Below are 23,002 nucleotides of genomic sequence, written 5' to 3'. Positions count from 1 at the left end.
TTGTTTACGCGACACGCGCCCCCATTCATCCTCGCGGCTCCGGGAGCATGGCCGCGCCCCCTTCGGACGGCCGCGCTCCCCCTCCTCCACCCCACGGCGGCGCATCCAGGGGCGCGAGGCCGGTGTATGCACGTCCTCTCGCACCACGCACGCCGGGCATGCCGCCCGGCGGCAACCGGCGCGGAAGGAGCACGGCATGGACTGGAAAGGCATCGGCGTCACGGTGGCCCGCGTGGCCCCCTTGCTGGGCGCGGCGCTGGGCGGCCCCGTGGGCGCGGTGGCCGGTGCGGCCGGGGCGCTCTTGGGGTCCGCCCTGGGCGTCGCGCCCGAGCCGAAAGCGGTGGCGGCGGCCCTGGGCGACCCGCAAACCCTGACCGCCCTGCGCGAACTGGAAGTGCGTGAACGGCAACGCCTGCTCGACTGGCAGGCCGAGCAATTGCGGGCCGAACTGGACAACACCCGCAACGCCCGCGCGAGAGAGGTGGCCCTGGCCCGCGCCGGGCACGGCGGAGCCTGGGTGACCGGGCTGGTGGCGCTGGTGGTGGTGGCGGGGTTCTTCGGCATGCTGCGCGTGGTGCTGGAACAGCCCTCGGTCAGCGAACCGGCCCTGCTGCTGCTTGGCTCGCTGGGCACGGCCTTCGGCGCGGTGGTCAACTATTACCTCGGGTCGTCGCTGGGTTCGTTCCGCAAGGACGAGCTGCGCTCGCGCGCCGAAGGGGGCGGCGGGCGATGAACGGCCCCAACGGCCCAAGAGGTCAGGACGACGCCGCAACCGGCGGCGAGGGGTGGCGGCTGGACCGCCGGGTGGGGGTGCAGGCGCTGGCAGCGGCGGCCACGGCCTTTGCCGGTGCGGTGATGTTGGCCGCCACCGTGCAGGCCCGGCTGGATGCCATGGAGGCGCGCGCCGCCTCGCTGGACGGCGACGTGCGCGCCGCGCGCGAGACCGCCGTGTGCGTGGCCCGCATGGACGAACGGCTGGCAGCCGTGCAGCGCGCGCTGGAGGACATGCGCGCCGATCTGCGCCGCCTGCGCGACGACGCGCGCGCCACCGCCACGGCGAAGGAGGCCCGATGACCGGAGAGGACACGCGGACGCCGGACCACCCCGCGCCCATCGGGCACGCCAAAGGGCCCGCCGCCGCCCCACCGGGGCGGAAAACGGCGGTCCCCCGTTTGGGAGTGCGCCAGCGCCGCTTCGTCGAGGAATACCTGGTGGACATGTCGCCCGTGCGGGCGGCCGAGCGGGCGGGCTACGCGCCGGACCGGGCAGCCCGCACCGCCTCCCGCCTGCTGCGCAGCCCGGCCGTGCTGGAGGCGGTGGAGCAGGCCATGCGCCGCCGCGCCGCACGCATCGAGGTCACCCAGGATCTCGTGGTGCGCGAACTGGCCGCCGTGGGCTTTTCGGTGATGACCGACCTGTGCCACTGGTCCGACGAAGGCGTGCGGCTGCGCGATTCGACGGATCTGACGCGGGTTCAGGCCGCCGCGGTGGCCGAGGTGCGCGAGTCGTCAACGGCAAGGGGGGGACGACCGGCGCGCGGCGAGCAGCCCGATGGCCCCGTGCGCGGCGGCGTGCAGGTGAAGCTGCACTCCAAGCTCAAGGCCCTGGAGATGCTGGCCCGGCACCTCGGCATGTTCGGGGTGGCAGCCGGGGCCATCGGGACATCCAGAACCGGGCGCAGTCCGGGCGGTGACGCCCTGCCCGACGCCGACGCTCCGCCCCAGTTGCCGCCGGAACTGCGCGCCCGCATCGAGGAACTGTACCCCGCCCGCGCACGCAGCCGCTCCGCCCTTGGGTGCGACGACTGGAACGGCCGCCTGGGTGCCGACGGGGATGACGACGGCACGGACTGCTGCGAAGACTGCACGGAAGACGATGACCACGACGAGGCCGACCCCGACATCAGGGACAGCGGGGACCGCGACGACAGGGGCGACAGGGGCGACTTCGATCCGGACGACTTCCGCTGTCCGTAGCCCGGCCACCCGCCGCACGCGGCCGCGCCTGCCCAGATGTGCAGGAGGTGCGGGATGCGCGGGGTCTCATCGGACTCGCTTGCCAGGCTCGCCAAGGCCATCGGGCTCCATCGGCCCCATCGGCCCCACTGGGGAGCCCTCCTGACGCCAGGCCCCCTCTCGAAACACGCCGGGCCGCCCTTGCAAGGGGCGGCCCGTCACGTCGGCACGCACCGAAAGCCCTTCTCCGTCCTTACCCCACCCTCGCCCGTGGCCTGACGAAATTTTTCCGCATGCGCCAACCCGGCGTGAGCACGAACACCTTTTCCCGCGCCCCATCCGCGCGCGGTCCCGGTCCCGGAAAAATAATGGAGGGTTGTCGGCGGCAGCCGTACCAAAGGTATAGTCGGTCATGCGTCACCGGCGTTCCGATGGGTGAATGCCGGGCGCAACCGCAAGGAGCAATCCATGAAAGGACCCATGCCCGACCCGGTGACCTGTACCTTCTGCGGACGCAGTTTCGACGCGTCCCCCGAGCAACAGGAACGAGAACTGCGTACCCTCTGCGACGACCACTTCTGCCTCGACTGCGCCTGCCACGCCGACCCCGCCATTCTGGCAGCGGTCGGCGAAGACCGCCTGCTGGACATCATCGAAAACTGGTACGGATAGCGGGCCCGCCCGCCTGCCGCCCGCGTGTCGCCCGCCTGTCGGACGACACCGTCAAGCCGCGCGCGCCGGGTGCGGGGTCTGGCGGTGCGTCCGCAGCGCGGCGGCGCGCATCCCCTGCCGTGCCGGGCGCACGCCCCTCCGGCGCGGCGTCAGCGCCGGGGTTCCAGGCGCAAGCCCACGGGTTCTCCCACGCTGGCCAACAGACAGGTCACGCGCACCGGACGGGGCACCCCGTCGGGGGGCGTCAACACGCCGTCCAGCCGCAGGATGGTGGACACATAATGCCCGTCCACCATGCCGTCGTACCGCTCCATGGTGGCCCGCCCGTCGTTGATGAAGACCAGGCTGGACGGTGAGCCGTACTGGGTGGCCAGCTCGATCTGGGCGTAGGCCATGCAGACCTCCAGATCCTGGTCAGACACCTCGGCCAGCGCCAAGGTTGCGGACGACGCTGCCCACAGCGCCACGGCAAGCGCCACCGCCAATATCACGCGCCGCGCCGCGCGCGGAAGCACGCCCGGCAGTTCGCCCGTCAATTCGGCCACGGGCATGGCCAATGGTTTCGATGTGGTGTCTCGCATGGCTGGGCTCGCGTCGGGGAGATGGTCGGTGTTCGCGGCTGGCGCTTCCGGCCGGGCCCCCGTCCGCCCGCGCTGGCCCGCGCAGGCCCGCGCAGGCATGGACGCCGCCGGTCCAGGCTCCATGCCATATCATGGTGCGGCCAGGGGGGCTGGTCAACCCCCCGCCATGCGCGAACGCGGCGCGCGCCCCGCTACTTGCAGAGCCCCTCGCGCCGGGCAGATTCCATCCCGGTGCAATCGCCGTTGGAGCAGCCCTTGCCAAAGTCGGCGCAGGCGGCGGCGATTTCGTCGTCGGCCAGGTTCACCGCCCCCCGGTAGTTCCACGCCCGGTGCTGCGCCGCGTCAAGTTCGAGAGATCGCGTCAGGTCCCTGCGCGCGCCCAGCCGGTTGCCCATGCGAAAGGCCACCAGGCCCCGGTAAGCGTAATTCTCGGCCGAGGGGTGCTGCCGCACCGCGTACGTCAGGTCGTCGAAGGCCTCGTCCCACAGCCCCATGTCGCTATAGGCCAGCCCCCGCCGGGCATGGGCCTGCCAGTAGTCTGGCTGCAGGGCGATGGCCTTGTTCAGGTAGGCCACGGCCTTTTCCGGCTCGGTGCAGGTTTCGCCGCCCTTCCACAGCACATGGGCCATGGCGAAATACTTCTCGGCCTCGGGGTTGACCTTTCCGGAAACCCCCATGGGGTTGTATGCCTTCAACGGCTCCTGCGAGGCGCAGCCCGCCAGGGCCAGCGAAAGGGCCAGCACAAAGGCCACGACGACGGTCAACTGCAAACGCGCCGGAAGCGCCCGTGCCATGACCGGGCCGGATGCGCGAAGCCGGGAACGTTTTGCGGTGGCTGTGGTGCGGGACAACATGAACGGCATGTCCGTCTCCTGTATGGGTGCGGGCCGTGCGGCCCCATGTTGATGAGATGATGGGAGAATGGAGGTGGGCTGAAAGGAGGACGCCGGAAGCCGTCGCGCCCATAGCGCGCCCGCGTCGCACGCGGTTGCCCCTGTTCACCCTGTTCGCCCTGTTCGCCCTGTTCGCCCAGCTCGGAGACACTCGTCGCCAAGTGGGGACGATCACTCCTTGCGCGGCCGGACGCCCCAGACCTGGCTGGCCAGGCTGGTCAAGCTGGCCTGACGGGCCTGGCCAGGCCCCCCAGAGACCTTTTCGGCCTTGCCGGGCGTCAACGCCGCAAATACGCGCCCATCCCCCAAAGAGCAAGCGGGGCGAGCCACCGGCCCGCCCCGCGCGAAAAAGCAATGCCCGCGCCAGGGGGGCGCGTCAGTAGACCACGTTGTACGACATGACTTCCGGCCTGTGGAAATGAAACTCCACGCGCCGGTTCTTGCCGCGCCCTTCGGGGGTGGTGTTGGGTTCCAGCGGCCGCGTGTCCGCGTAGGCTATGCCGCGCAGCCGGGTGGGCTTGATGCCGCCGCGTTCGATGATGTAGCGCACGGCGGCCGCCGCGCGCGCGCCGGAAAGTTCCCAGTTGGAAGGATAGGGGCTGCCCGCGGCCACCTCGCCGCTGTCGCTGTGGCCGCGCACCATCAGGTACAGGTTATATTCGCGCAGTATCTTGATCACCTCGTCCAGCACCTTGGAGCCTTCCGGCACCAGTTCCGCCGAACCTGCCTTGAACATCACGTCGCTGTTCACCCGCAGCAGCACGCCCACGTCGTCGGCGCTTATGCCGCTGGCGTTCTGCGGAATGGCGTCGGCCATCAGCATCTGCTTCAGCTTCTGGGCGATGGCGTAATGCGACTTTTCGGTTTCCGACACCTTGAAGTCGCGCGTATCCAGCTTGTCCACCCCCTGCACGAAGGGGTTGTTGGCCACGGGCGACACGTTGCTCGAATCAAACAGGGACCGCTCGGTGGAGAAGTACCCGGCCAGGGCCTGCTTGGTCTCCGGCGGGGTCATGTTCAGAATCCACATCAGCAGGAAAAAGGCCATCATCGCCGTCACGAAGTCGGCGTAGGCAACTTTCCATGATCCACCGCCAGCCATGGCGTTCCTCCCTGTGCGCGCGGCGCGGCACGGGCCGGTTGCGGCCCGCCGCCGTTGGCCCGGCGCGTCAGCTCTTCAGCTTTTCTTCCATCTCGGCGAACGTGGGCCGGAAGGTATGCGGAATGGCCCGGCGGCCGTACTCCACCGCGATGATCGGCGTCGATCCGCGGATGGCGGCGGCCACCGCCTCCTTGATCACCGCGAAATACATGTGGTGCTCATGGTTGCACTGCTCGATCTTGGCGCCCATGGGGCCGAACACGCCATAACAGAACAGGATACCGATGAAGGTGCCGATGAGCGCCGCCCCGATGTGGTGGCCCAGCACCTCGGGCGGTTCGCTGATCTTGCCCATGGTCAGCACGACGCCAAGCACCGCCGCCACGATACCCATGCCGGGCAGCGATTCGGCCATGCGCCCGATGGAATGCGGGGCGATGGACTCTTCCTCGTGCATGGACTTCATGTCCACTTCCATCAGGCTGTCGATCTCGTTGGGGTCGCCGGTGGTCAGGTACACCCGCAGCGTATCGCCGATGAAATGCACGGTGTGCTTGTCCTTGGCGATGGCGGGGTACTTGTTGAAGATGGAGCTGCCTTCCGGCTTTTCGATGTCCTGTTCGATGCTGATCACCCCTTCGCGGTGCATCTTGACGAACAGCGAGTTGAGCAGCCCGAGTATCTCGAGATACTTGGCCTTGCTCATGCCCGGATCGCCCATGACCATCTTCAGGTTCTTCATCACCAGCCCGAGCGAATACTTGGTGCTGGAGACGATGAACGCGCCGATGGCCGCCCCGAGGATGATGATCAGTTCGGCGGGCTGCCACAGCACGTGCATCACGCCGTGCGACATCAGGTAGCCGCCGATGATCGAGCCGAAAACGACAACAAGACCGAGTATGGCGAACATGGCGTATCGTCAGTTCCTGTTGGCCTGCACGTCGCCGCACGCATGCACGGCGTCGATTTCCGCAAGCAGATGCTCAAGGTCAAGGCCGGGCGACGGTGCGGGCAGGATGCCCCGGCCCATGCGGGCCACCTCGTCGCACCAGCGGGTCAGTTCCTTTACGCCGTAGCGCCCCGCGTCGAACATGCGGAAGGCCTTATCGGCCTTTTCCGGCACGCCGCGTGACGTAATGTGCAGCCCCAGCAGCACGCCGCCGTCCGCATGTTCCACATGGGTCACGCGGGCGCCCAGGAAAAGCGTGCAGTAGCGCGTCTCCGCGCAGGGCGCGGGGGACAGCAGCTTGAGGTAGACATGCATCTCCCCGGAAGGAAGCGCGCCACCGGACTCAAAACGCAAACGCCGCGCAACGTCCGCCCAAAGGCGCAGACGCAGGCCCCGCGTGCTCACGTCCGTCACGGCGATGCCGCCCCCGCCCGCCATGCCCACCGCGTCGGGCGCGCCCAGTTCTTCCAGCGACAGACGGTTCCCGGCCACGGCGCGGTCGCGCCACACGGCGACTTCGCGCAAAAAGCCCGTCGGAGCGTCCACCCTGTAATTGTTCCTGCGCTCGGTCTCGTCCATCTCTGTTGCATTCCGACGGCGTTCGGGGTGCAGGGTGCGGGCATCACGCGGGGTCCACGAGAGTGAAGGACCGAAGCGTTCACGACATGTGCATGGGGCCGCGCGGCGTCGCTCGCGAACCGGTTCAGGCCCGGCGCCCGCATGGCCCCACCGCCACGGCGATGCGACCCGGCGCACTCCCTGCCTCTCGTTCTCCCGCAATTGTAGCCGAGAACGCACCGCAAGGAAAGTAGGGGATGCCCCAATCACACCATACACCAGGCCGAGGCGCGGCAACGTGACGCATCCTCATGCAGCACGGCGTGGCGGCCGGACCTGCCCGGCGCATATGCCGGTTCCCCCGACTGGCCTTGCGTCACCGCGCGGCGAAAACGCATATTGCGCCCGCCTCGCTACATAAAAAGCTATATATGTTTTCGCTGGCACGTCGGCCACCCATTCCTTCGTCCGACCTGTTCCCGCCCAGTGCCCCTCACGTCCTGACTGGACGCTTCAGCCAACGTAGCCAGGGACGGCTCGGCTCCCGCCCCATCCGCCGCTGGCTCCACGACCATCGACTGGCACCACGTGCGCCTGCCCGCCCTCATCCTGACCCAATTGCTGCGTCAGGCAGCGTCCGCCGCGCGTGCCGTCGGGCCTTGCGGCGCACTGCCCCCTTCTCCGTCCCCGCCTGCGCGAGGCATGGCCCCCTTGCCGACAGCCCGCCGACAGTTCTCCGGCGGCGATACCCGTTGCGTTCGCCCGCGCGTTCTGCCAATACTGGAGGAAGTCCCACGCTCACCTCCTGCAGCACGAGTGCGCCGCATGCCCGTTTCGCATGTCATTCAGGCCGGGCGTTCAGAGCCCCCGGACCCCGCCGCCGACACCGACCCGCCCCAGGGACGCGGGGGCGACCACGATCGGCAGCCCTCCAGGCCGGGCCGCTCCCCAAGGCGAAGCCCCCGGCGCCTGCGCTGGCTGCTGCCGTCCCTGCTGCTTTCCGCTGGCGCCCTGCTCTGCGCCATCACCTTCGCCGATCCTTACGCGCTGCCCGCCACCCCGCCGGTGCAGGCCCTGCTGATCAATTCCTACGACCAGAGAATGCACTGGGTGCGCGACCTTACCGACGCGGTGGAGGCGGACCTTGCCCCGCCCGGCGGCAACGTGCTGCTGCGCGTGGAGAACATGGACACCAAGGCGGTGCACGGCGACGCCTACTTCGCCGCCTTCGCCGCCATGTTGCGCGCCAAGTACGCCACCACGCGCCCCGCGCTGCTGCTGTGCTCCGACGACCACGCCCTGAACTTCCTGCGCCGCTACCGCGATGCGCTCTTTCCCGGCGTGCCGGTGGTGTTCGGCGGCGTCAACAATTTCTCGCCCGCCCGCGTCGAGGGCATGCCCGGCGTCACCGGCGTCACGGAAGAACACTACCCGTACGAAACCGCGCAATTCCTGTTGCGCGCACACCCCGGCGTCGAGGAACTGTTCATCATCAACGACTACACCGAAAGCGGCCGCTCCACGGCGGCGGAGCTGGCCGAGGCGCTGCGCCCCCTGGAGGGCCGCGTGCGGCTGCGCTGGAACGCCGACATCCCCCTGTCCGACCTGTTGCGCCAGGTGGCAGCGCTGGGACCGGAAACCGCGGTGCTGCTGGGCGTGTACCACTCCGACGCCACGGCCCGCACGGCCACCTACGAGGAAGCCGGGCTGCGCATCACCTCGGCGGCGCGGGTGCCCGTCTACTGCATCATGGGCTTCAACCTGAGCGGCAACATGGTGGGCGGCAAACTGGTCAACAGCCAGACGCAGGGGCGCATCATGGCAGACCTCGGGCGGCGCATCCTTGCGGGTGAAGATCCGGCCGCCCTGCCCGTACGGCGCGGACCTGGCGAGTTTCTTTTCGACTACACACAGTTGCACAGATGGCGCATCGACGAGGCCTCGCTGCCCCCGGACAGCGAGGTGGTGGAGCGGCCCTTCTCCCTCTATCGCGCCTACACCAGGGAAATCCTCGTCATCGCGGGCTTCGTGGCGGCCATGCTCGCCACCGTCGTGGCCCTGATCATCGTCATGCGCCACAAGGCGCGGACCGAGGCCGAACTGCGCAAGCTGCGCAACCTGCTGGCCAACATCCTCGATTCCATGCCCTCCGTGGTGGTGGGCGTCTCGCCCGAAGGGCGCATCATCCAGTGGAACCGCCAGGCGGTGCGCATGTCTGGCGTGGAGCCTGACGCGGCCATGGGCCGGGCGCTGGACGAGGTGTTTCCGCGCCTTGCGCCGCAACTGCCGCGCGTGCGCGAGGCGCTGGACAGCCAATTGCCCGTGCGCGGCGAACGGCTGGTGCGCACCGATAACGGCGTCCCCCGGTACGAGGACGTCACCGTGTTTCCCCTGGCCGCCAACGGCATGGAAGGCGCGGTCATCCGGCTGGACGACGTGACCGAGCGCGAGCGGGTGCGGGAAATGATGATCCAGACCGAACGCATGCTGTCGGTGGGCGGGCTTGCGGCGGGCATGGCCCACGAGATCAACAACCCCCTGGGCGGCATCCTGCAGGCCGTGCAGAACGTGCTGCGCCGCATCGAGCCGGGGCGTACCGCCAACGAAGAGGCCGCCCAGGCCATGGGCTGCACCGTGGAGCAGGTGCGTGACTACCTGGAGCGGCGCGGCGTGCTGCGCATGGCCGCCGGGGTGCGCGAGGCCGGGTTGCGCGCGGCGCGCATCGTCTCCAACATGCTCAACTTCAGCCGCCGCAGCACGTCTTCGCACGTGGAATGCGACATCGGCGCGCTGGTGGCCAACGCCGTGGAACTTGCCGCCAGCGACTACAGCTTTCGCGAAAACCACGACTTCCGCAAACTGCGCGTGGAACTGCTGGTGCCGCCGGACCTGCCCAAGCCCGCCTGCCTGCCCACCGAGGTGGAACAGGTGCTGCTGAACCTGCTGCGCAACGCCGCGCAGGCTCTCGCGGGGTTCACCCCGGCCGGGGGCGCGCCGCCCACCATCACCGTGCGTGCCGAATGCATCCCGGATGGCGTGGCCGTGACCGTGACCGACAACGGCCCCGGCATGCCGCCAGAGGTGCGCGCCCGCGTGTTCGACCCCTTCTACACCACCCGCCCGCCGGGCGATGGCACCGGCCTCGGGCTGTCCGTGGCGTTCTTCATCATCACCCAGAACCACAAGGGCACCTTCACCGTGGCGTCGGAACCCGGCCAGGGAACAACCTTCACCTTCACCCTGCCGCTGGGGCCAGCGTCATGACAGCCCTGCAACGCGCAATGCACGGTCTTGGGCGGCGAGGAGCCGCAAAGGGCCTTTCGCGGCTGGCGCTGGCCGGGCTGTTCATCGCGCTGGCCGTGATGGCCGTGATGGTGTGGACGCCCGCCGCCCTGGCCACCGGAAACGCCCCGCCCGACATTACGGACAGGGCGAACATGGCGGACATGTCGAGCGGGGCGGGGCCGGAACGCCCGGCGGCCAACGCCACGTCAGAGGCCGTGGCGCGCTCGGTGGCAGATTCCGTGGTCAAGACCCTGGCCGACGCCATCGCCGCGCGGGGCGTCCAGCCGCAGGACAGCAGGAAACTGGTGCTGCTGCTGAACTCTTACGAACAAGGCATGGGCCGGGTGCGGGAAATCACCGACACCATCGAGCGCATACTGGCCCCCGCAGACAACAACATCGCCCTGCGCGTGGAAAACCTGGATTCCAAACGCGTGTCCACGCCGGAATACCTGAACGCCTTCGCGGCCCTGCTGGCCCTGAAATACGCGGGGCGCACGCCCGCCCTCATCCTGACCAGCGACGACGACGCCCTCGACTTTCTGGAGAAGTGGCATGCCGCGCTGTTCCCAGGCGTGCCCGTGCTTTTCTGCGGGGTGAACCATTACCATGACAGCCTGACCACGGCCATTCCGCAGCTTTCCGGCGTACTCAGCACCTTCTCCGCCCGCGAGACGGCAGAGGCGATGCTGGCGATGCACCCCGGCACGCGCCACATCCATCTCGTCAACGACCACACCGAAACCGGCAGGGCCGTGGCCGAGAGCATGCGGAAGCAATTGGTCGGGCTGCCCGACGGCGTGCAGGTGCACGAGTTTCCGCCGCTGCCCTTCGACGATCTGCTCTCCCGCCTGGCCACGCTGCCGCAGGGCGCGGCCGTGCTGCTGGGCGTGTATTTTTCCGACCCAACGGGCTACGCCACCACCTTCGAGGACATGGGCGAGCGCATCGCCGAGGCCACGCGGGTTCCCGTGCACTGCCAGGTGGATTTCAACCTGCGCGGCGCGGTGGTGGGGGGCAAGCTGTCCGGTGCGTCCATGCAGGCCGAGGCGCTGGGCCGCATGGCCCTGCGGGTGCTTTCCGGCACCCGCGCGGCGGACATCCCCGTACAGACCGAAGGGGTGAACCGTTTCCTGTACCGCGCCCCCTCGCTGGAGCGGTGGGCCATTTCCGAACGCCTGCTGCCCCCGGAAAGCACGGTGGTCGACCGGCCCTTCTCGCTCTACCGGGCCTATCGCATCCAGCTCAACGTGCTGGCCCTGCTGGTGGCATCGCTGGCCTCCACCATTGCCGTGCTGGCGTACATGATGCGCCGCAGGGCTGCCTCTGAACGACAGTTGCGGCGGCTGCGCAACCTGCTGGCCAACACGCTCGACTCCATGCCCTCGATCATCGTCGGCGTGTCGCCAGACGGCTTGGTAACCCACTGGAACCACCACGCGGCCAGCGCCACCGGGCTGGAGGCGACCGAGGCCACGGGCCGTCCCCTGGGCGAGGTGTTTCCCCGGCTGGAACGGCTGAAGCCGCTGGTGATCGAGGCGCTGGAGGACGGCCAGCCCAAGGGGGGGCAGCGCCAGTTGCATCCCGAGGGCGACACGATGCGTTGCGAGGAGGTGACGGTCTTTCCGCTGGTGGCCAACGGCGCGCACGGGGCCGTCATCCGCGTGGATGACGTGACCGAACGCGAACGCATCCGCGAGATGATGGTCCAGACGGAAAAGATGCTCACCGTGGGCGGCCTTGCGGCGGGCATGGCCCACGAGATCAACAACCCGCTCGGCGGCATCCTGCAGGCGGTGCAGAACATGCGCCGCCGGGTGGAGCCGGGGAGGCCAGACAACGAAACCGCCGCCCGCGAGGCGGGGCTTTCCCTCGAACAGGTGCGGGGCTACCTCAAGCGACGCGAGATACTGCGCATGCTCGACGACATAGCGGCCTCCGGGGCGCGGGCAGCGCACATCGTGGCCAACATGCTCGACTTCAGCCGCAAGGCGGACGGCTCTTTCGTGGCGCAGGACCTGCACCGGCTCATCGAGAACACGCTGGAACTGGCCGCCAATGATTACGATTTGAAAAAACTGTACGACTTCAGGATGCTGCGCATCGTGCGCCACTACGCCCCCGGTCTGCCGCCAGTGCCCTGCCTGCCCACCGAGGTGGAGCAGGTGCTGCTGAACCTGTTCAAGAACGCCGCCCAGGCCCTGGCCGCCCATCCCCCGGCCGACGGCGCGCCGCCCACCCTGACCATCCGCACCGAACGCCATCATAACCTGGTGGCGGTGACCGTAAGCGACAATGGCCCTGGCATGCCGCCCGAGGTGCGCACCCGCGCCTTCGATCCGTTCTACACCACCAAGCCCCCCGGCGAAGGCACAGGGCTCGGGTTGTCGGTGTCGTACTTCCTGATAACCCACAATCACGGCGGCAGCTTCGCCCTGCATACGGAACCGGGCAAAGGCGCGCACTTCACCTTCACCCTGCCCCTGCGCCAACGCTAGCAGCGGCCCGGCCGGGCATGCGCAAACCCGACGCGCCCGCCGCCCCATTCCCCCATCCCCATCACCCGCCGTCCTTCCTGGCCGGACCCCACGGCACGGCACCGTCTGGCGGCATTCCGTGGGCGCGGCACGCGCGCAACGTGCATGCGCCGGGGCGACAGCGCGCGGACGGGGCAAACGGCCAGGCGGACCAAGCGGGCAGAAGGGACGGTGGGGCGGACGCCCCGCCCCGGTCGGCAGCCGACCGGTTTCGCCCGGCTGGCAGCCTGCTGCCACATGGACACCGCCACCCAGCGTGCGCATAGTATGTCAAGGCCCCCAGGTCCAAGCCCAGGAAAACCCATTTGGGCATGCCGACGCCCCATGGCCGACGCCCCATGGCCGACGCCCACTTGACCGACGGCGCGGCCGTGGCACAATCGGCTCGCCCCTGAATCACCGCGCCGACCGGCCGACCGTCAACCGGCGGACCACCTGGGCGCATACGCACAAGACTCTTCACGGAAAGGACGCCCCATGAACGCCCCACGCGTCACATGCGCTTCATCCGCCCTACGCCTGCTCGCCTGCCTGCTCGCGCTGCTCGTGCTGCTGGTCACGGGCTGCGCCCCGCGCATGAAGGCCGACGTGCAGGCCGTCTCGGCCCCCGGCTTCCGCAAGGCCGGGCAAAGCTACGTGCTGGCCCCCGGCCCGGCGCTGACCACGTTCACAACCATCAACGCCGACATGTTCCGGCAGTCCACCCAGCGGCTGCGCGCCGTGCTTACCGGGCACGGCTACCGCGAGGCCGCCAGCGCGCAGGAAGCCGATCTGGCCGTGGTGGTGGAATGGAAGGTGGACGGCCCGCACGAGGTGCCGGACACGTCCTCCTACGGATACTCGCGCCCGTCCATAGGCATCGGCATCGGGTACGGCTCCAGCCCATGGTACGGTGGCGGCTACGGCGACCGATACGGGCGTTGGGGATACGGAGGATACCGGGGGATAGGCGGCGGCTACGGATATGGGTACGGCTATCCGCCGCCCATGACGGTGGTGCATACGCGCACCCTGTCCATTGAGGCGCGCGACCTGCGTCCCGGCCGGACCGCCGCTGGCGCGGCGGAGCCGAAGCCGCAAGACATGGTGAAGGCGATACCCCCCGCCGTTCCCGACGCGCGGCCCGCTCCGCCTGCCCCCCCGGGAACACCCCGGAAGGACACGCCGCCCCCCGCTCCTCCCGCTGGGCAGGCGTTGACGGGCCAGACGTCGACCGGGCAGCCAACGGGCGGCAGCAGCCCCGGCGCACCCCGGCAACCGGCCTCGCCGCCGTCCGGCGAGGTGCCCGACTACGCCAAGCCCCCGTACGGCACGCCCATCGGCGCGGCGGAGGGCCTGCCTTCCCCCGCCGAGCTCACCGGGCCGGTGGTCTGGAAGGTGGTGGTTTCCAGCACGGGCAGTTCGCGCGACATCCAGAACGCCCTGCCCGCGCTCACCGTGGCGGCATCGCGCTGGATAGGCGTCACGGCCAACATCAAGGTGACCGTGGACGACGAACTCAACGTGACCATCCAGGGGCAGTAGCCCGGAGAGGTGAACCCGACGACGCCGGGTGACGTCCATCAACACCCGGCGCCCGGCCCGCAGCTGGCTCGTATGGCCGCAGGGGCAGCTGCGGGCGGCATCCGGTCGAGCATGACTGCGCAGGGTCTCATCCGAAGAGTCCAAACCTTCTCGGAAAGCGGCCGTTCGCATACGCAGGGCACGTGCCGACGGCAAACCCACCGTCGCGCCGGAGGCGGGACACGCAGAAAGGGCCGAGCGGCCCTCGCCGCCCGGCCCCGAGCATCCCGTGAATCACCCCGCCATCCACTTCCCTTGCGCCGCCTTGCCGATGCCGCCACCGGTCAATGGCTGCGCTTCGCCCCCTTTCCCCCGCTCTCCGTACCAGCCCCGTGACCATGCCAGAACCACCGTCGCACGGCCTCGGGGTCGGCACGGTAGGTACCGTCCGAGCACCTGCGCGCGGGAAAGCCGTCCTCGCGAATCCAGCGCTTCACGGCCCCCTGCCCCGCCCCCACGGCGCGGCCGATGGCGTCCAGCCCCACCAGCACGAACGGCTGGGGGCAAACCAGCCCTTGCGCCAGGCTTCGCGCAGGGTCCGGCATTCCCTCGGGCCGGGCGCATCCCGGTCCATGCCGCTCGGGCAGGCAGCCGCCGGGCGGATATCCGGCGGGGCGTCCATCCTCGAACGGACCGGTGCAGCGGGACGGCCAGACGGCCCCCGGCGTGGGAACACGAGAAGCCTGTCGCTGCGGTTGCTGCGCGGCATGCATGAATAGCATCCTCCTTGCCTCGCGACGCATGCGTCGCGGTTGTCGAGCCTCCACCCTGGCCAATTCTCCATCTTGCGAAGCCACGGGACGCGTGCGGGCCTCCTGGGTACGCGGCAACTGGCCCGCTTCAGTGCATGCGCCGTGGCGTGCGGCCCGGCGGTGGCCCATCCACGCCGGATGTGCCGCACCACGGAACCATCGGCCATGCGGTCGCCTCGCCGCCGTCGATTCCGCCGCGCTCCGGGCCGCACGGCCATGCCGCCATGGCGGGCCGGTCCGGCATCACGGTCATTCCCGGCGCATCCGGCGTTGCCGCCGGTTTCCTTGCGGCGGGGGCGTCGCGCTTTTCTGCGGTTTCCACCTGGTTCCACACGGCTCGGTGCACAGCCGCGTCTGCCCGTGCAGACGCGGGGGTTCCGGAACAGTGGCCCGTATCCACGGCCTGGACCAGCCACGCAGCCACAACGACGCAGGCTTCACCGCCAAGTGCGCAGGCCACCAGTTCGCCCTCCACATGCACCAGCATGCCCCGCCGCAACCGCGCAAGGCACCACGCGGCCTGGTCACCGGCAACGCGCACCCGGTGCCGCTGGCCCGCGTCGTCCTGGCCCGCCCCGTCGGTGCTGACGCAAAACAGCACGCAGGTTCCGGCCGTCCCCGCACCGGGGCGTGGGCCGGTCACCACGCGCCCGAGCAACATCACTCTGTTCACAGCCGCCATGCGGCATCCTCCTCTGCGACGCATCATGTCGCGCCGGTCCCCGTCGCGCGGGTCCGGCATATCCCGCACGACGCGGGCGCGCCGGGCGGCATCCTCGCCGAGTGGCGACCGTCCGGCACCAGCCCCTCGCCGGCACGGCCGTTCGCCCTGCGGCGAGATTCAGAAACCAAGCACCATGTCGGGCATGCGGAACAAGTCGCGTCCGTAGCAGTCCGGCGGAATGTCCCCCGAAGCCCAAGGGTCCTCGAACAGTCCATGCTCCACGCCATGCGCCGCAGCCTCGCAACCGGGGCCGCAAAACCTGTCGCGCAGGGAGGCCGGTACAAACCCGCGCCCGCACACGATGCAGGTGCGCGGCTGCAGTCGAGACTGCCCGGCGGCGGCAAGCGCCACGCATTCGCGCGAGCAGTATCGCCGGTGAGCGCGCCCAGGGGGCATGGGGCCGCCGCACAACTGGCACCGCTCGGGCCTTTCCAGCGTGCGCGCGGCGGCATGGCACGCGCGTGAGCAATACCGCCCCCGGCCATGCTGCAACCGGGCGGGATTGACCGAAAACGGGGAACCGCAATGCAGGCAGGTCACTACAGGCATGGCGCGCCTCCTTCATAGAAACGGTTGCACGCCTCCAGCGCGCGCAACCGGGCGCGCGCCATGTCGGGCGTTGGGTGTCGGGCCTCATCGTGGCTCGCATGGTACAGGCCAAGCAGCCGCCGGTGCTCGTCCACCTCAATGAACATCATGGGCAGCCGCCGATCGCGCAGGGCGCAGCCTTCGGCGCAGGCCGGGCACAATGCCACCCCGGCGACCACCGCACCCTCCGCGCCAAGGCCGCTTCCGCATACGGCGCAACGCGCGCCGCGTGACATCGCGTGCATGTTCCCTTCCCTCTCGTTGCCGCGAAACCGGACAGCGCCCCCCTGGGGTGTGTCCGGCCAGTGCGCGGCCCGTCTATCTGTTATTCTATGAAAACCGTGTCTCGCCGTTTCGCCCGGCCCTGGGCAGGCCGCGCCCCCCTTCCCGGCGGCCGAGCCTCGACCCGCGCCGCACAAGCGCATCAAGGACCGCGCTTCTTCCGCACAGATATTTCATACTTCGCACACAAACGTCAAGAGTATCGGCGCGCCGATGGCAGATTTTTGTGGACATTCGCACAGAATGTGCTAACATCTCATATATGAATGAATACGATTCCACGGGCACCGACTGGGATGAACTCCGGGAGTTCGTCGTCGATGCGTTGCGCAGCGTAGGCGGCGTGAAGCGCCTTGCGGAAATCGCCGGGGTCAGCGAGCGCACCGTGTACGCCTGGAAGAACGGCGAGCGTTTTCCCAGCCGCGCCAACCTCGCCCGGCTTACCGAGCACCTGGAGCACATCGCCAGCGTTGGCGCGCCCAGCGCCCCGCAACCGCACTGGCGGGGGCTGCATGAACGGATGCAGCGCCCCTACGGCACGGCCCCGCGCGGGCTCGAGCCCGCCGGAAACGCAAGCGGCGAGGCACGGGAAGAAGCCCGGCGACTGGCCGAGGAGTTCGTGCTGGTGGACAAGGCCGAGGCCCGGCCCAGCGCTGGCGGCGGCTCACTGCAAACCGGCGACCGCCCCGAAGAACGGCACGCCTTCCGGCTGGACTGGCTGCTGGGGCGGGCACGCTCCACCACGGGCCTGCGCCTCATGGAGGTCATGGGCCGCTCCATGGAACGCACCCTGCACGACGGGGACCTGGTGCTGGTGAACCAGCACGACCGCGCCCTGGCGGAAGACCGCGTCTACTTGCTGCGCGTGCAGGACGAAATCTACATCAAGCGGTTCTCCCGCACCCCGGGCCGCTACCACTTCCGGGGCGACAACCCGGAATTCGCCTATCAGGACATCGAAATCGACCCGCGCGACGAATCCCTGGCCTGGGAAGTCATCGGCCGGGTGATCTGGGCGGGCAAGGAACTGTAGACCGCGACGACGGCTTCGGCGTCCGCCTTTTCTCGCGGCTTGCCGCAGCCGTCCGGCGCGGCGCTGCCTGGCGGACCGATTCGCACTTTTTGTGCAAAACTGTTCCGCACATTGGAACACGGAGGCCCCATGCACGCTTCGCCCGCCAGTCCCGCATCCGCCACGCTCCCCGGTTCGCCCGCCGCGCCGCTGCCTCCCGCCCCTCCGCGCGCGCCCCATATCCGCGACGATTCCCTGGCTCCCCTTCCCCCCGCGTCCAATGTCGGGAAACGGCCGTACCACCGCGCGCCTCGGACCCGTTCCCACCCCGGCGCACCGGACCCCGCCCGCTCCGCCCGCTCCGCTTGGTCGGCCTGGCCTGCCTGGTCAGAAGGTCGCGGCTCCGATCCCGCGCCCCGATTTCTGGTGCGCTGGCACCTGTCCGACGGCACCCCCTGCCATGAACCCGCCGCCTCCGACGCCGAGGCCCTTGCCTTCGCACGCGACGCGCGCGACGCGGCACAGACTGAAGCCGCAGTGTACCGCCTGTGGAGCATCCTTCCCGATTGACGATACGCCGACCACGCCCCGCCCCCTGCGGTGCTGCCCGGTCTGGGCGTTATCCTTCCCCCACTCCCCGGAACCGGCAACCCTCACATCCCCGCCACATCCCCGCTGCTCCCGGCCGCCATCGGCCCTTCATTCCGCACGCCCGCCACTCCCCGTGGTTTTCCCTTTCTCAACGCCGCGCCGTGCGCCATCGCCTGGCGACGGCACAAGACATGCACGATTACTGGACAATAATCCCCGCACCCGCCTATAGTGCCTTTTGAATCATCATCGTCATCCGTCCGGCCCATGCCGGTCATCCCCTGGCCGGAAGGAGCCCCGCCATGCCCATCACCTCGGGCCCCCTGCTGTTCCGCCATCTTTCCGTCTTCCAGCGGCTGTTGCTCGGCACGCTGCTCATCGTGGCCTTCAGCATCGTCCTTGGCTACAGCACCCTGACCCTGATGCGCGACATGGCCGAAGACGCCAGCACCGTCTACCGGCACACCTTCATCGCCACCAGCAACCTGCAGCGGGCCAAGGAAGGCGTGCAGCGCATGCGCGCCGTCATGCGCGAGCAGATCATCGAGGTGGACGAAGGCATCAAGGCCGACCAGGTGGTCTTGCTGCGGCGCGAGGAACGCCTGTATCGAGAATGCATGGACGCCGTGCGTGCCAACTTCCGGGGCGACCCGTCACAGATCGGAACCGCAGAAGATCACTACAACGATTTCCTGTCCATGCGCGACAGGGCCATGACCCTGGCCGAAAACCGCGAGATACAAGAGGCGTGGCGCATCACCGAATCCTCGCCCGAAAACCCGGCCGACAAGCTGCTGCACACCATCGACGAACTGATGGCCGCCGCGCGCGCCAAGGCCGAACTGTACTTCCAGACCTCGGTGACCGAACACCGCACCATGCTGCACAAGGCCATGGCCGCCTACGCGCTGTTCTGCGCCATGGTCATCGTCATCACCTACCTGGTCAGCTGGGCCATCCGGCGACGGCTGCTGGCCCTGACCGACTGCGTGCAGGCCTTGGCCGACGGTGACCTGGACGTGGGGGTGCCCTACGGCGAAGAACGCAACGAAATGGGGGCCATGGCCCGTTCACTGGAGGTCTTGCGGGGCGTTTCCCGTCAGATGGAGCAGCAACGCTGGATCAAGGCGCAAATGTCGGAAGCGGCCACCGCGCTGCAGCAGGCGGGCGACCTGCACGCCTTTGGCGAACGCCTTGCCGGTCAGGTCGCCAACGTGACCGGCGCGCCCCACGTGGCCCTGTACGTGCCCTGCGACGACGGAGTGCACCTGGAGTTGGCGGCCTCGCGGGGCGGCACCTTGGGCGGCCCTCCGCCCCTGGTCCCCAAGGGCGAAACCCTGGCGGGGCGCTGCGCCGCCACGCACGCCCCGGTGGAACTGGCCCCTCCGCCCGGCGAAACGCTGCGCTTCGCCACGGGGTTCGGCGACGTGCTCCCCGCCGCGCTGCACGCCTGGCCGCTGCTGCTGGGCGACAGGCTGCTTGGCGTGCTTGAACTGGCCACCCTGGGACCGCTGTCCCCCAGGGCCGCCACCCTGTTCGAGGACCTGCTGCCCATGGCCGCCCTGTCGCAGGAAGTGCTGGAGCGCAACCTGCACACCCGCAGCCTGCTGGAACAGACCCGCATCCAGGCCGATGAACTGGAGGAAAGCCGCGAGCTTCTGCGGCGCAGCGAAACGTTCTTCCGCGCCGTGTTCGAAACGGCCGGTGTGGGCATTGTCAGCGAGCGCCACGGGCTCGGCATCGACCGCGCCAACCCCGCCTTCTGCGCCTTCATCGGCGTTGGCGAGGAGGAACTGCGCGGGCGCGACCTTGCGGATTTCATCCACCCCGACGACCGCGAGGCCATGGGCGAACTGATGGGGCGGCTCACGCCCGATCGGACCGAACGGCGCGGCGGGGGCGGCACCCTGCGCGCCGAGTTGCGCTACCAGCGCCCCGACGGCGAGACGCGCTGGGCCGACGTGCGCTGCGCCCTGATCACCGACGAAGACATCACCCCCCGCCGCCTCACGCTCATCGACGACATCACGGAACTCAAGGAACGGCAGGCGGAACTGAAGGAAACCGAGGCCTGGTACCGGGGCATCGTGCACTCCGCCCCGGACGCCATGGTGGTCGTGGACGGCGAGGGGCACATCGTGCTGTGCAACCCGCAGTTCGAGCGTCTGCTGGGCTACGACGAAGGCGAGCTTGCCGGGCGCCCCATCGAGGATCTTCTGCCGCCAGAACTGCACGACCGCCACGAGAAGCTGTGCAGCGACTTCCTTGCCTCGCCGCTGCGGGTCATCGGCCACGAGCGGGAAGTGGAGGGCGTGCGCAAGGACGGCACGCGCCTGCCGCTGGAAATCAGCCTCAGCAAGCTGCCCCCGTCCGAGCGGCACCCCATGAGCGCCTGCGGGGCCATGCGCGACATTTCCCTGCGCAAGCGCGCCGAGTCCGAACTGCTGCGGGCCAAGGACATGGCCGAAGAGGCCACCCGGCTCAAAAGCGATTTCCTGGCCAACATGAGCCACGAAATCCGCACCCCCATGAACGCCATCATCGGCTTGGCCCACCTGGCCCTGAAAACCAACCTGGACCCGCGCCAGGCCGACTACGTGCGCAAGATACGCGCCTCGGGCCAGCATCTGCTGGGCATCCTCAACGATATCCTCGACTTTTCCAAGATCGAGGCAGGCAAGTTGACGGTGGAGAACACCGAGTTCGAACTGGAAACCGTGCTCGACACCGTGGCCAACCTGGTTTCCGAAAAGGCGGCGGCCAAGGGGCTGGAATTCGTGCTCGACGTGGCCGCCGACGTACCCCCCGTGCTGCGCGGCGACCCGCTGCGACTGGGGCAGATCCTCATCAACTACGCCAACAACGCCGTGAAGTTCACCGAGCGCGGCGAAATCGTGATCCACGTCGAAGCAGTGGAAACAACCGGGCAGGATGTGCTGCTGCGCCTTGCCGTGCGTGACACTGGCATTGGCCTCACCCCGGAGCAGAAGGCCCGGCTGTTCGTTTCGTTCCAGCAGGCCGACACTTCCACCACCCGCAAGTACGGCGGCACCGGCCTTGGCCTTGCCATCGCCAAGAAGCTGGCCGACCTGATGGGCGGCGACGTGGGCGTGGAGAGCACCCCCGGCGGGGGCAGCACCTTCTGGTTCACGGCCCGGCTGGGCCTGGGCTCCGGACGGCGGACCCTGGTGCCGCGCATCGACCTGCGCGGCCTGCGGGTGCTGGTGGTGGACGACAACCCCCAGGCCCGCACCGTGCTTGCCCACATGTTGGAAGGCATGACCTTCCGTCCCGTGGAGGCCGACGGCGGGGAATCTGCCCTGCGCGTCATGGACGAGGCGCGCACGGCGGGCGCACCCTTCGGCATGGTATTTCTGGATTGGCAGATGCCCGGCATGGACGGGCTGGAAACGGCGCGCCGCATCCGGGAGCTGGCCCCCGAACTGCCCGTGGCCATTGTCACCGCTTACGGGCGGGAGGAAATATTCGCCGCGTCCGAGGGCGTGGGGGTGGACGCCGTACTGGTGAAGCCGGTGCAGCCGTCCCTGCTGTTCGACACGGCCATGCGCCTTCTGGGCGCCGCGCACCCTGCGTCGCGTTCGGGCGGCGAATCCGAGTCGCCGTGGGCACGTTCCCCCGGCGCGCAGCCCGGCGAGCCCCCCGCCCTGCGGCAAGGGCTGCGTGGCGCGCGCGTGCTGCTGGTGGAGGACAACCAACTGAACCGCGAGGTGGCGCTGGGCCTGCTGGGCGAGGCGGGGCTTGCCCCTGACGCGGCAGAAGACGGAGCACAGGCGGTGCGCATGGTCATGGAGGGCGACTACGACCTCGTGCTGATGGACGTGCAGATGCCCGTCATGGACGGATACGAGGCCACGCGGGCCATCCGCCGCACCCTGGGTCCGGACCGGCTGCCCATCGTGGCCATGACCGCCAACGCCATGCAGGGCGACCGCGAGGCGTGCCTGGCCACGGGCATGAACGACCATGTGGCCAAGCCCATCGACCCGGACGAACTGTTCGCCGCGCTGATCCGCTGGCTGCCCCGGCGTGGGGACGCCGCTGCGGCAAAAGAGCATGCCCCGGCCGCCGGGCCGGACGCCGCGCCAGACGGCGGACCAGACTCATCGCCAGCCACGTCGCCAGCCGCCCCCCCGGACTTCCAACCCGACACGCCCGCGCTCGCCAGCCCGGCGTCCGCGCCCTTGGTTGCCCCCCTGGCTGGCCATCCGCACGGTGCTGCATTGGACAAGGACGGTGCACCGCGTGTCCTCGATCCCGAGGCCGGGCTGCGCCGGATGCTGGGCAAGCAGACCACCTACCATGCCCTGCTGCGCCGCTTCGTCACCGAGCATGCCGACGCCGCCGCGCGCATCGCCAGGCTCATCGCGGCAGGCGACGGCCCATCCGCCACGCGCGAGGCGCATACCCTGAAGGGCGTGGCGGGCACCCTTGGGGCGCGCGTGGTGCAGGGCCACGCCGCGAACCTGGAATCGGCCCTGCGCCACGGGGCGTCGCCCGAACGCGCCAGCGAGGGGGTGAAGGTTCTCTCCGCCGCGCTGGAAGAGGCCGTGCGGGCCATGCATGCCCTGCTTGAAGGCGCGGGGGCCGACCTACCCGATGGCGCGGCCAGCGCCCCGAAAGACGACGACGCCAACGCACCCGGCGCGCCTTCCGCCCAGAGCCCGGCCCAGGCGGCCGACGGCGAACTGCTGGACCGGCTGGAGACGCTCATGGAGGAAGACGACAGCGAAGCCGTGGACCTTTTCAACGCCCACGCCGACGCCCTGCGCGCCGCCCTGGGACGGGACATCGTGTCCGCCATGGGCGAGGCGCTGCGCGCCTTCGAATTCGAGACCGCACTGGAGATGCTGCGCTCGGCCCGCCCCACCGGGCGGGACTGACCCACCGTTCCGGCATGCCCGGACCGCCCCGACAACCGCGCGCCTACTGGCGCG

The 23,002-nt window shown here is 69.4% G+C and carries 18 protein-coding genes; 10 read left to right on the top strand and 8 right to left on the bottom strand.

Annotation, left to right across the window (positions count from 1 at the left end):
* The first annotated feature begins 196 nt into the window (after window positions 1-196).
* The 4 genes from RVX_RS05080 (at window position 197) to RVX_RS05065 (ending at window position 2,627) form a co-directional block, all read left to right on the top strand.
* Window positions 197-733, top strand: a complete 537-nt coding sequence (locus RVX_RS05080) for a hypothetical protein (protein ID WP_116304993.1) — start codon at window positions 197-199, stop codon at window positions 731-733.
* Window positions 730-1,074, top strand: a complete 345-nt coding sequence (locus RVX_RS05075; protein ID WP_230404398.1) for a hypothetical protein — start codon at window positions 730-732, stop codon at window positions 1,072-1,074. The genes RVX_RS05080 and RVX_RS05075 overlap by 4 nt, the downstream gene beginning before the upstream one ends.
* Entirely contained in the window at window positions 1,071-1,976 is a 906-nt protein-coding gene (locus RVX_RS05070; protein ID WP_116304992.1) for a terminase small subunit, read from the top strand. Before RVX_RS05075 ends, RVX_RS05070 begins: the two co-directional genes overlap by 4 nt.
* Before the next feature lie 447 nt (window positions 1,977-2,423).
* Window positions 2,424-2,627, top strand: a complete 204-nt coding sequence (locus RVX_RS05065) for a hypothetical protein (RefSeq protein ID WP_116304991.1) — start codon at window positions 2,424-2,426, stop codon at window positions 2,625-2,627.
* 149 nt (window positions 2,628-2,776) lie between these two features.
* On the opposite strand, the gene RVX_RS05060 is transcribed toward RVX_RS05065, so the two are convergent.
* The 5 genes from RVX_RS05060 to RVX_RS05040 all read right to left on the bottom strand — a co-directional run bounded on the left by RVX_RS05060 (window position 2,777) and on the right by RVX_RS05040 (window position 6,734).
* Complete coding sequence (locus RVX_RS05060) at window positions 2,777-3,208, bottom strand: hypothetical protein (protein WP_147307508.1); 432 nt, start codon at window positions 3,206-3,208, stop codon at window positions 2,777-2,779.
* Between the two features lie 191 nt (window positions 3,209-3,399).
* Window positions 3,400-3,972: a tetratricopeptide repeat protein gene (locus RVX_RS05055; RefSeq protein WP_230404396.1), complete on the bottom strand. Its 573-nt coding sequence runs from the start codon at window positions 3,970-3,972 to the stop codon at window positions 3,400-3,402.
* Between the two features lie 505 nt (window positions 3,973-4,477).
* The gene (locus RVX_RS05050; protein ID WP_116304988.1) at window positions 4,478-5,203 is read right to left on the bottom strand and encodes an OmpA/MotB family protein; all 726 of its coding nucleotides are present in this window, start codon (window positions 5,201-5,203) and stop codon (window positions 4,478-4,480) included.
* A gap of 67 nt (window positions 5,204-5,270) precedes the next feature.
* The gene (gene motA, locus RVX_RS05045; protein ID WP_007523187.1) at window positions 5,271-6,116 is read right to left on the bottom strand and encodes a flagellar motor stator protein MotA; all 846 of its coding nucleotides are present in this window, start codon (window positions 6,114-6,116) and stop codon (window positions 5,271-5,273) included.
* Window positions 6,117-6,125: 9 nt separating this feature from the next.
* A complete protein-coding gene (locus RVX_RS05040; RefSeq protein ID WP_230404395.1) occupies window positions 6,126-6,734 on the bottom strand; it encodes a hypothetical protein in 609 nt (202 codons plus the stop codon).
* Window positions 6,735-7,538: 804 nt separating this feature from the next.
* On the opposite strand from RVX_RS05040, the gene RVX_RS05035 reads away from it, so the two are divergent.
* The 3 genes from RVX_RS05035 to RVX_RS05025 all read left to right on the top strand — a co-directional run bounded on the left by RVX_RS05035 (window position 7,539) and on the right by RVX_RS05025 (window position 14,059).
* Window positions 7,539-9,977, top strand: coding sequence for an ATP-binding protein (locus tag RVX_RS05035; RefSeq protein ID WP_230404393.1), 2,439 nt, complete (start codon window positions 7,539-7,541; stop codon window positions 9,975-9,977).
* A complete protein-coding gene (locus RVX_RS05030; protein ID WP_420192416.1) occupies window positions 9,974-12,496 on the top strand; it encodes an ATP-binding protein in 2,523 nt (840 codons plus the stop codon). Before RVX_RS05035 ends, RVX_RS05030 begins: the two co-directional genes overlap by 4 nt.
* 516 nt (window positions 12,497-13,012) lie before the next feature.
* Entirely contained in the window at window positions 13,013-14,059 is a 1,047-nt protein-coding gene (locus RVX_RS05025) for a hypothetical protein (protein WP_116304986.1), read from the top strand.
* Window positions 14,060-14,382: 323 nt separating this feature from the next.
* On the opposite strand, the gene RVX_RS05020 is transcribed toward RVX_RS05025, so the two are convergent.
* From RVX_RS05020 to RVX_RS05010, 3 genes are all read right to left on the bottom strand, one after another.
* On the bottom strand, window positions 14,383-14,643 hold the full coding sequence (locus tag RVX_RS05020) for a hypothetical protein (protein ID WP_230404391.1): 261 nt from the start codon (window positions 14,641-14,643) through the stop codon (window positions 14,383-14,385).
* A gap of 295 nt (window positions 14,644-14,938) precedes the next feature.
* Window positions 14,939-15,511: a hypothetical protein gene (locus tag RVX_RS05015; protein ID WP_420192429.1), complete on the bottom strand. Its 573-nt coding sequence runs from the start codon at window positions 15,509-15,511 to the stop codon at window positions 14,939-14,941.
* Window positions 15,512-16,113: 602 nt separating this feature from the next.
* Window positions 16,114-16,407 carry a hypothetical protein gene (locus RVX_RS05010; protein ID WP_230404390.1) on the bottom strand — a complete coding sequence of 98 codons (294 nt, stop codon included), beginning with the start codon at window positions 16,405-16,407 and terminating at the stop codon, window positions 16,114-16,116.
* A gap of 299 nt (window positions 16,408-16,706) precedes the next feature.
* Between RVX_RS05010 and RVX_RS05005 the strand changes: the two genes are divergently transcribed.
* The 3 genes from RVX_RS05005 to RVX_RS04995 all read left to right on the top strand — a co-directional run bounded on the left by RVX_RS05005 (window position 16,707) and on the right by RVX_RS04995 (window position 22,948).
* Complete coding sequence (locus RVX_RS05005; RefSeq protein WP_116304983.1) at window positions 16,707-17,477, top strand: XRE family transcriptional regulator; 771 nt, start codon at window positions 16,707-16,709, stop codon at window positions 17,475-17,477.
* Window positions 17,478-17,882: 405 nt separating this feature from the next.
* Window positions 17,883-18,026: a hypothetical protein gene (locus RVX_RS05000; RefSeq protein WP_172596524.1), complete on the top strand. Its 144-nt coding sequence runs from the start codon at window positions 17,883-17,885 to the stop codon at window positions 18,024-18,026.
* A 323-nt stretch (window positions 18,027-18,349) separates the two neighbouring features.
* A complete protein-coding gene (locus tag RVX_RS04995; protein ID WP_116304982.1) occupies window positions 18,350-22,948 on the top strand; it encodes a response regulator in 4,599 nt (1,532 codons plus the stop codon).
* The last annotated feature ends 54 nt before the right edge of the window (window positions 22,949-23,002 follow it).

The organism is Nitratidesulfovibrio sp. HK-II, assembly GCF_003402415.2.
Lineage (GTDB): Bacteria > Desulfobacterota > Desulfovibrionia > Desulfovibrionales > Desulfovibrionaceae > Cupidesulfovibrio.
The sequence above is the reverse complement of the archived record's forward strand: the minus strand, read 5'-3'. Positions and strand labels throughout refer to the sequence as shown.

What these genes read in the sequence shown, in the direction of transcription:
- RVX_RS05080 (WP_116304993.1), top strand. Translation starts at nt 197, where the DNA reads ATGGACTGGAAAGGCATCGGCGTCACGGTGGCCCGCGTGGCCCCCTTG.
- RVX_RS05075 (WP_230404398.1), top strand. Translation starts at nt 730, where the DNA reads ATGAACGGCCCCAACGGCCCAAGAGGTCAGGACGACGCCGCAACCGGC.
- RVX_RS05070 (WP_116304992.1), top strand. Translation starts at nt 1,071, where the DNA reads ATGACCGGAGAGGACACGCGGACGCCGGACCACCCCGCGCCCATCGGG.
- RVX_RS05065 (WP_116304991.1), top strand. Translation starts at nt 2,424, where the DNA reads ATGAAAGGACCCATGCCCGACCCGGTGACCTGTACCTTCTGCGGACGC.
- RVX_RS05060 (WP_147307508.1), bottom strand. Translation starts at nt 3,208, where the DNA reads ATGCGAGACACCACATCGAAACCATTGGCCATGCCCGTGGCCGAATTG.
- RVX_RS05050 (WP_116304988.1), bottom strand. Translation starts at nt 5,203, where the DNA reads ATGGCTGGCGGTGGATCATGGAAAGTTGCCTACGCCGACTTCGTGACG.
- motA (WP_007523187.1), bottom strand. Translation starts at nt 6,116, where the DNA reads ATGTTCGCCATACTCGGTCTTGTTGTCGTTTTCGGCTCGATCATCGGC.
- RVX_RS05040 (WP_230404395.1), bottom strand. Translation starts at nt 6,734, where the DNA reads ATGGACGAGACCGAGCGCAGGAACAATTACAGGGTGGACGCTCCGACG.
- RVX_RS05035 (WP_230404393.1), top strand. Translation starts at nt 7,539, where the DNA reads ATGCCCGTTTCGCATGTCATTCAGGCCGGGCGTTCAGAGCCCCCGGAC.
- RVX_RS05030 (WP_420192416.1), top strand. Translation starts at nt 9,974, where the DNA reads ATGACAGCCCTGCAACGCGCAATGCACGGTCTTGGGCGGCGAGGAGCC.
- RVX_RS05025 (WP_116304986.1), top strand. Translation starts at nt 13,013, where the DNA reads ATGAACGCCCCACGCGTCACATGCGCTTCATCCGCCCTACGCCTGCTC.
- RVX_RS05020 (WP_230404391.1), bottom strand. Translation starts at nt 14,643, where the DNA reads ATGCCGGACCCTGCGCGAAGCCTGGCGCAAGGGCTGGTTTGCCCCCAG.
- RVX_RS05015 (WP_420192429.1), bottom strand. Translation starts at nt 15,511, where the DNA reads ATGTTGCTCGGGCGCGTGGTGACCGGCCCACGCCCCGGTGCGGGGACG.
- RVX_RS05010 (WP_230404390.1), bottom strand. Translation starts at nt 16,407, where the DNA reads ATGCACGCGATGTCACGCGGCGCGCGTTGCGCCGTATGCGGAAGCGGC.
- RVX_RS05005 (WP_116304983.1), top strand. Translation starts at nt 16,707, where the DNA reads ATGAATGAATACGATTCCACGGGCACCGACTGGGATGAACTCCGGGAG.
- RVX_RS04995 (WP_116304982.1), top strand. Translation starts at nt 18,350, where the DNA reads ATGCCCATCACCTCGGGCCCCCTGCTGTTCCGCCATCTTTCCGTCTTC.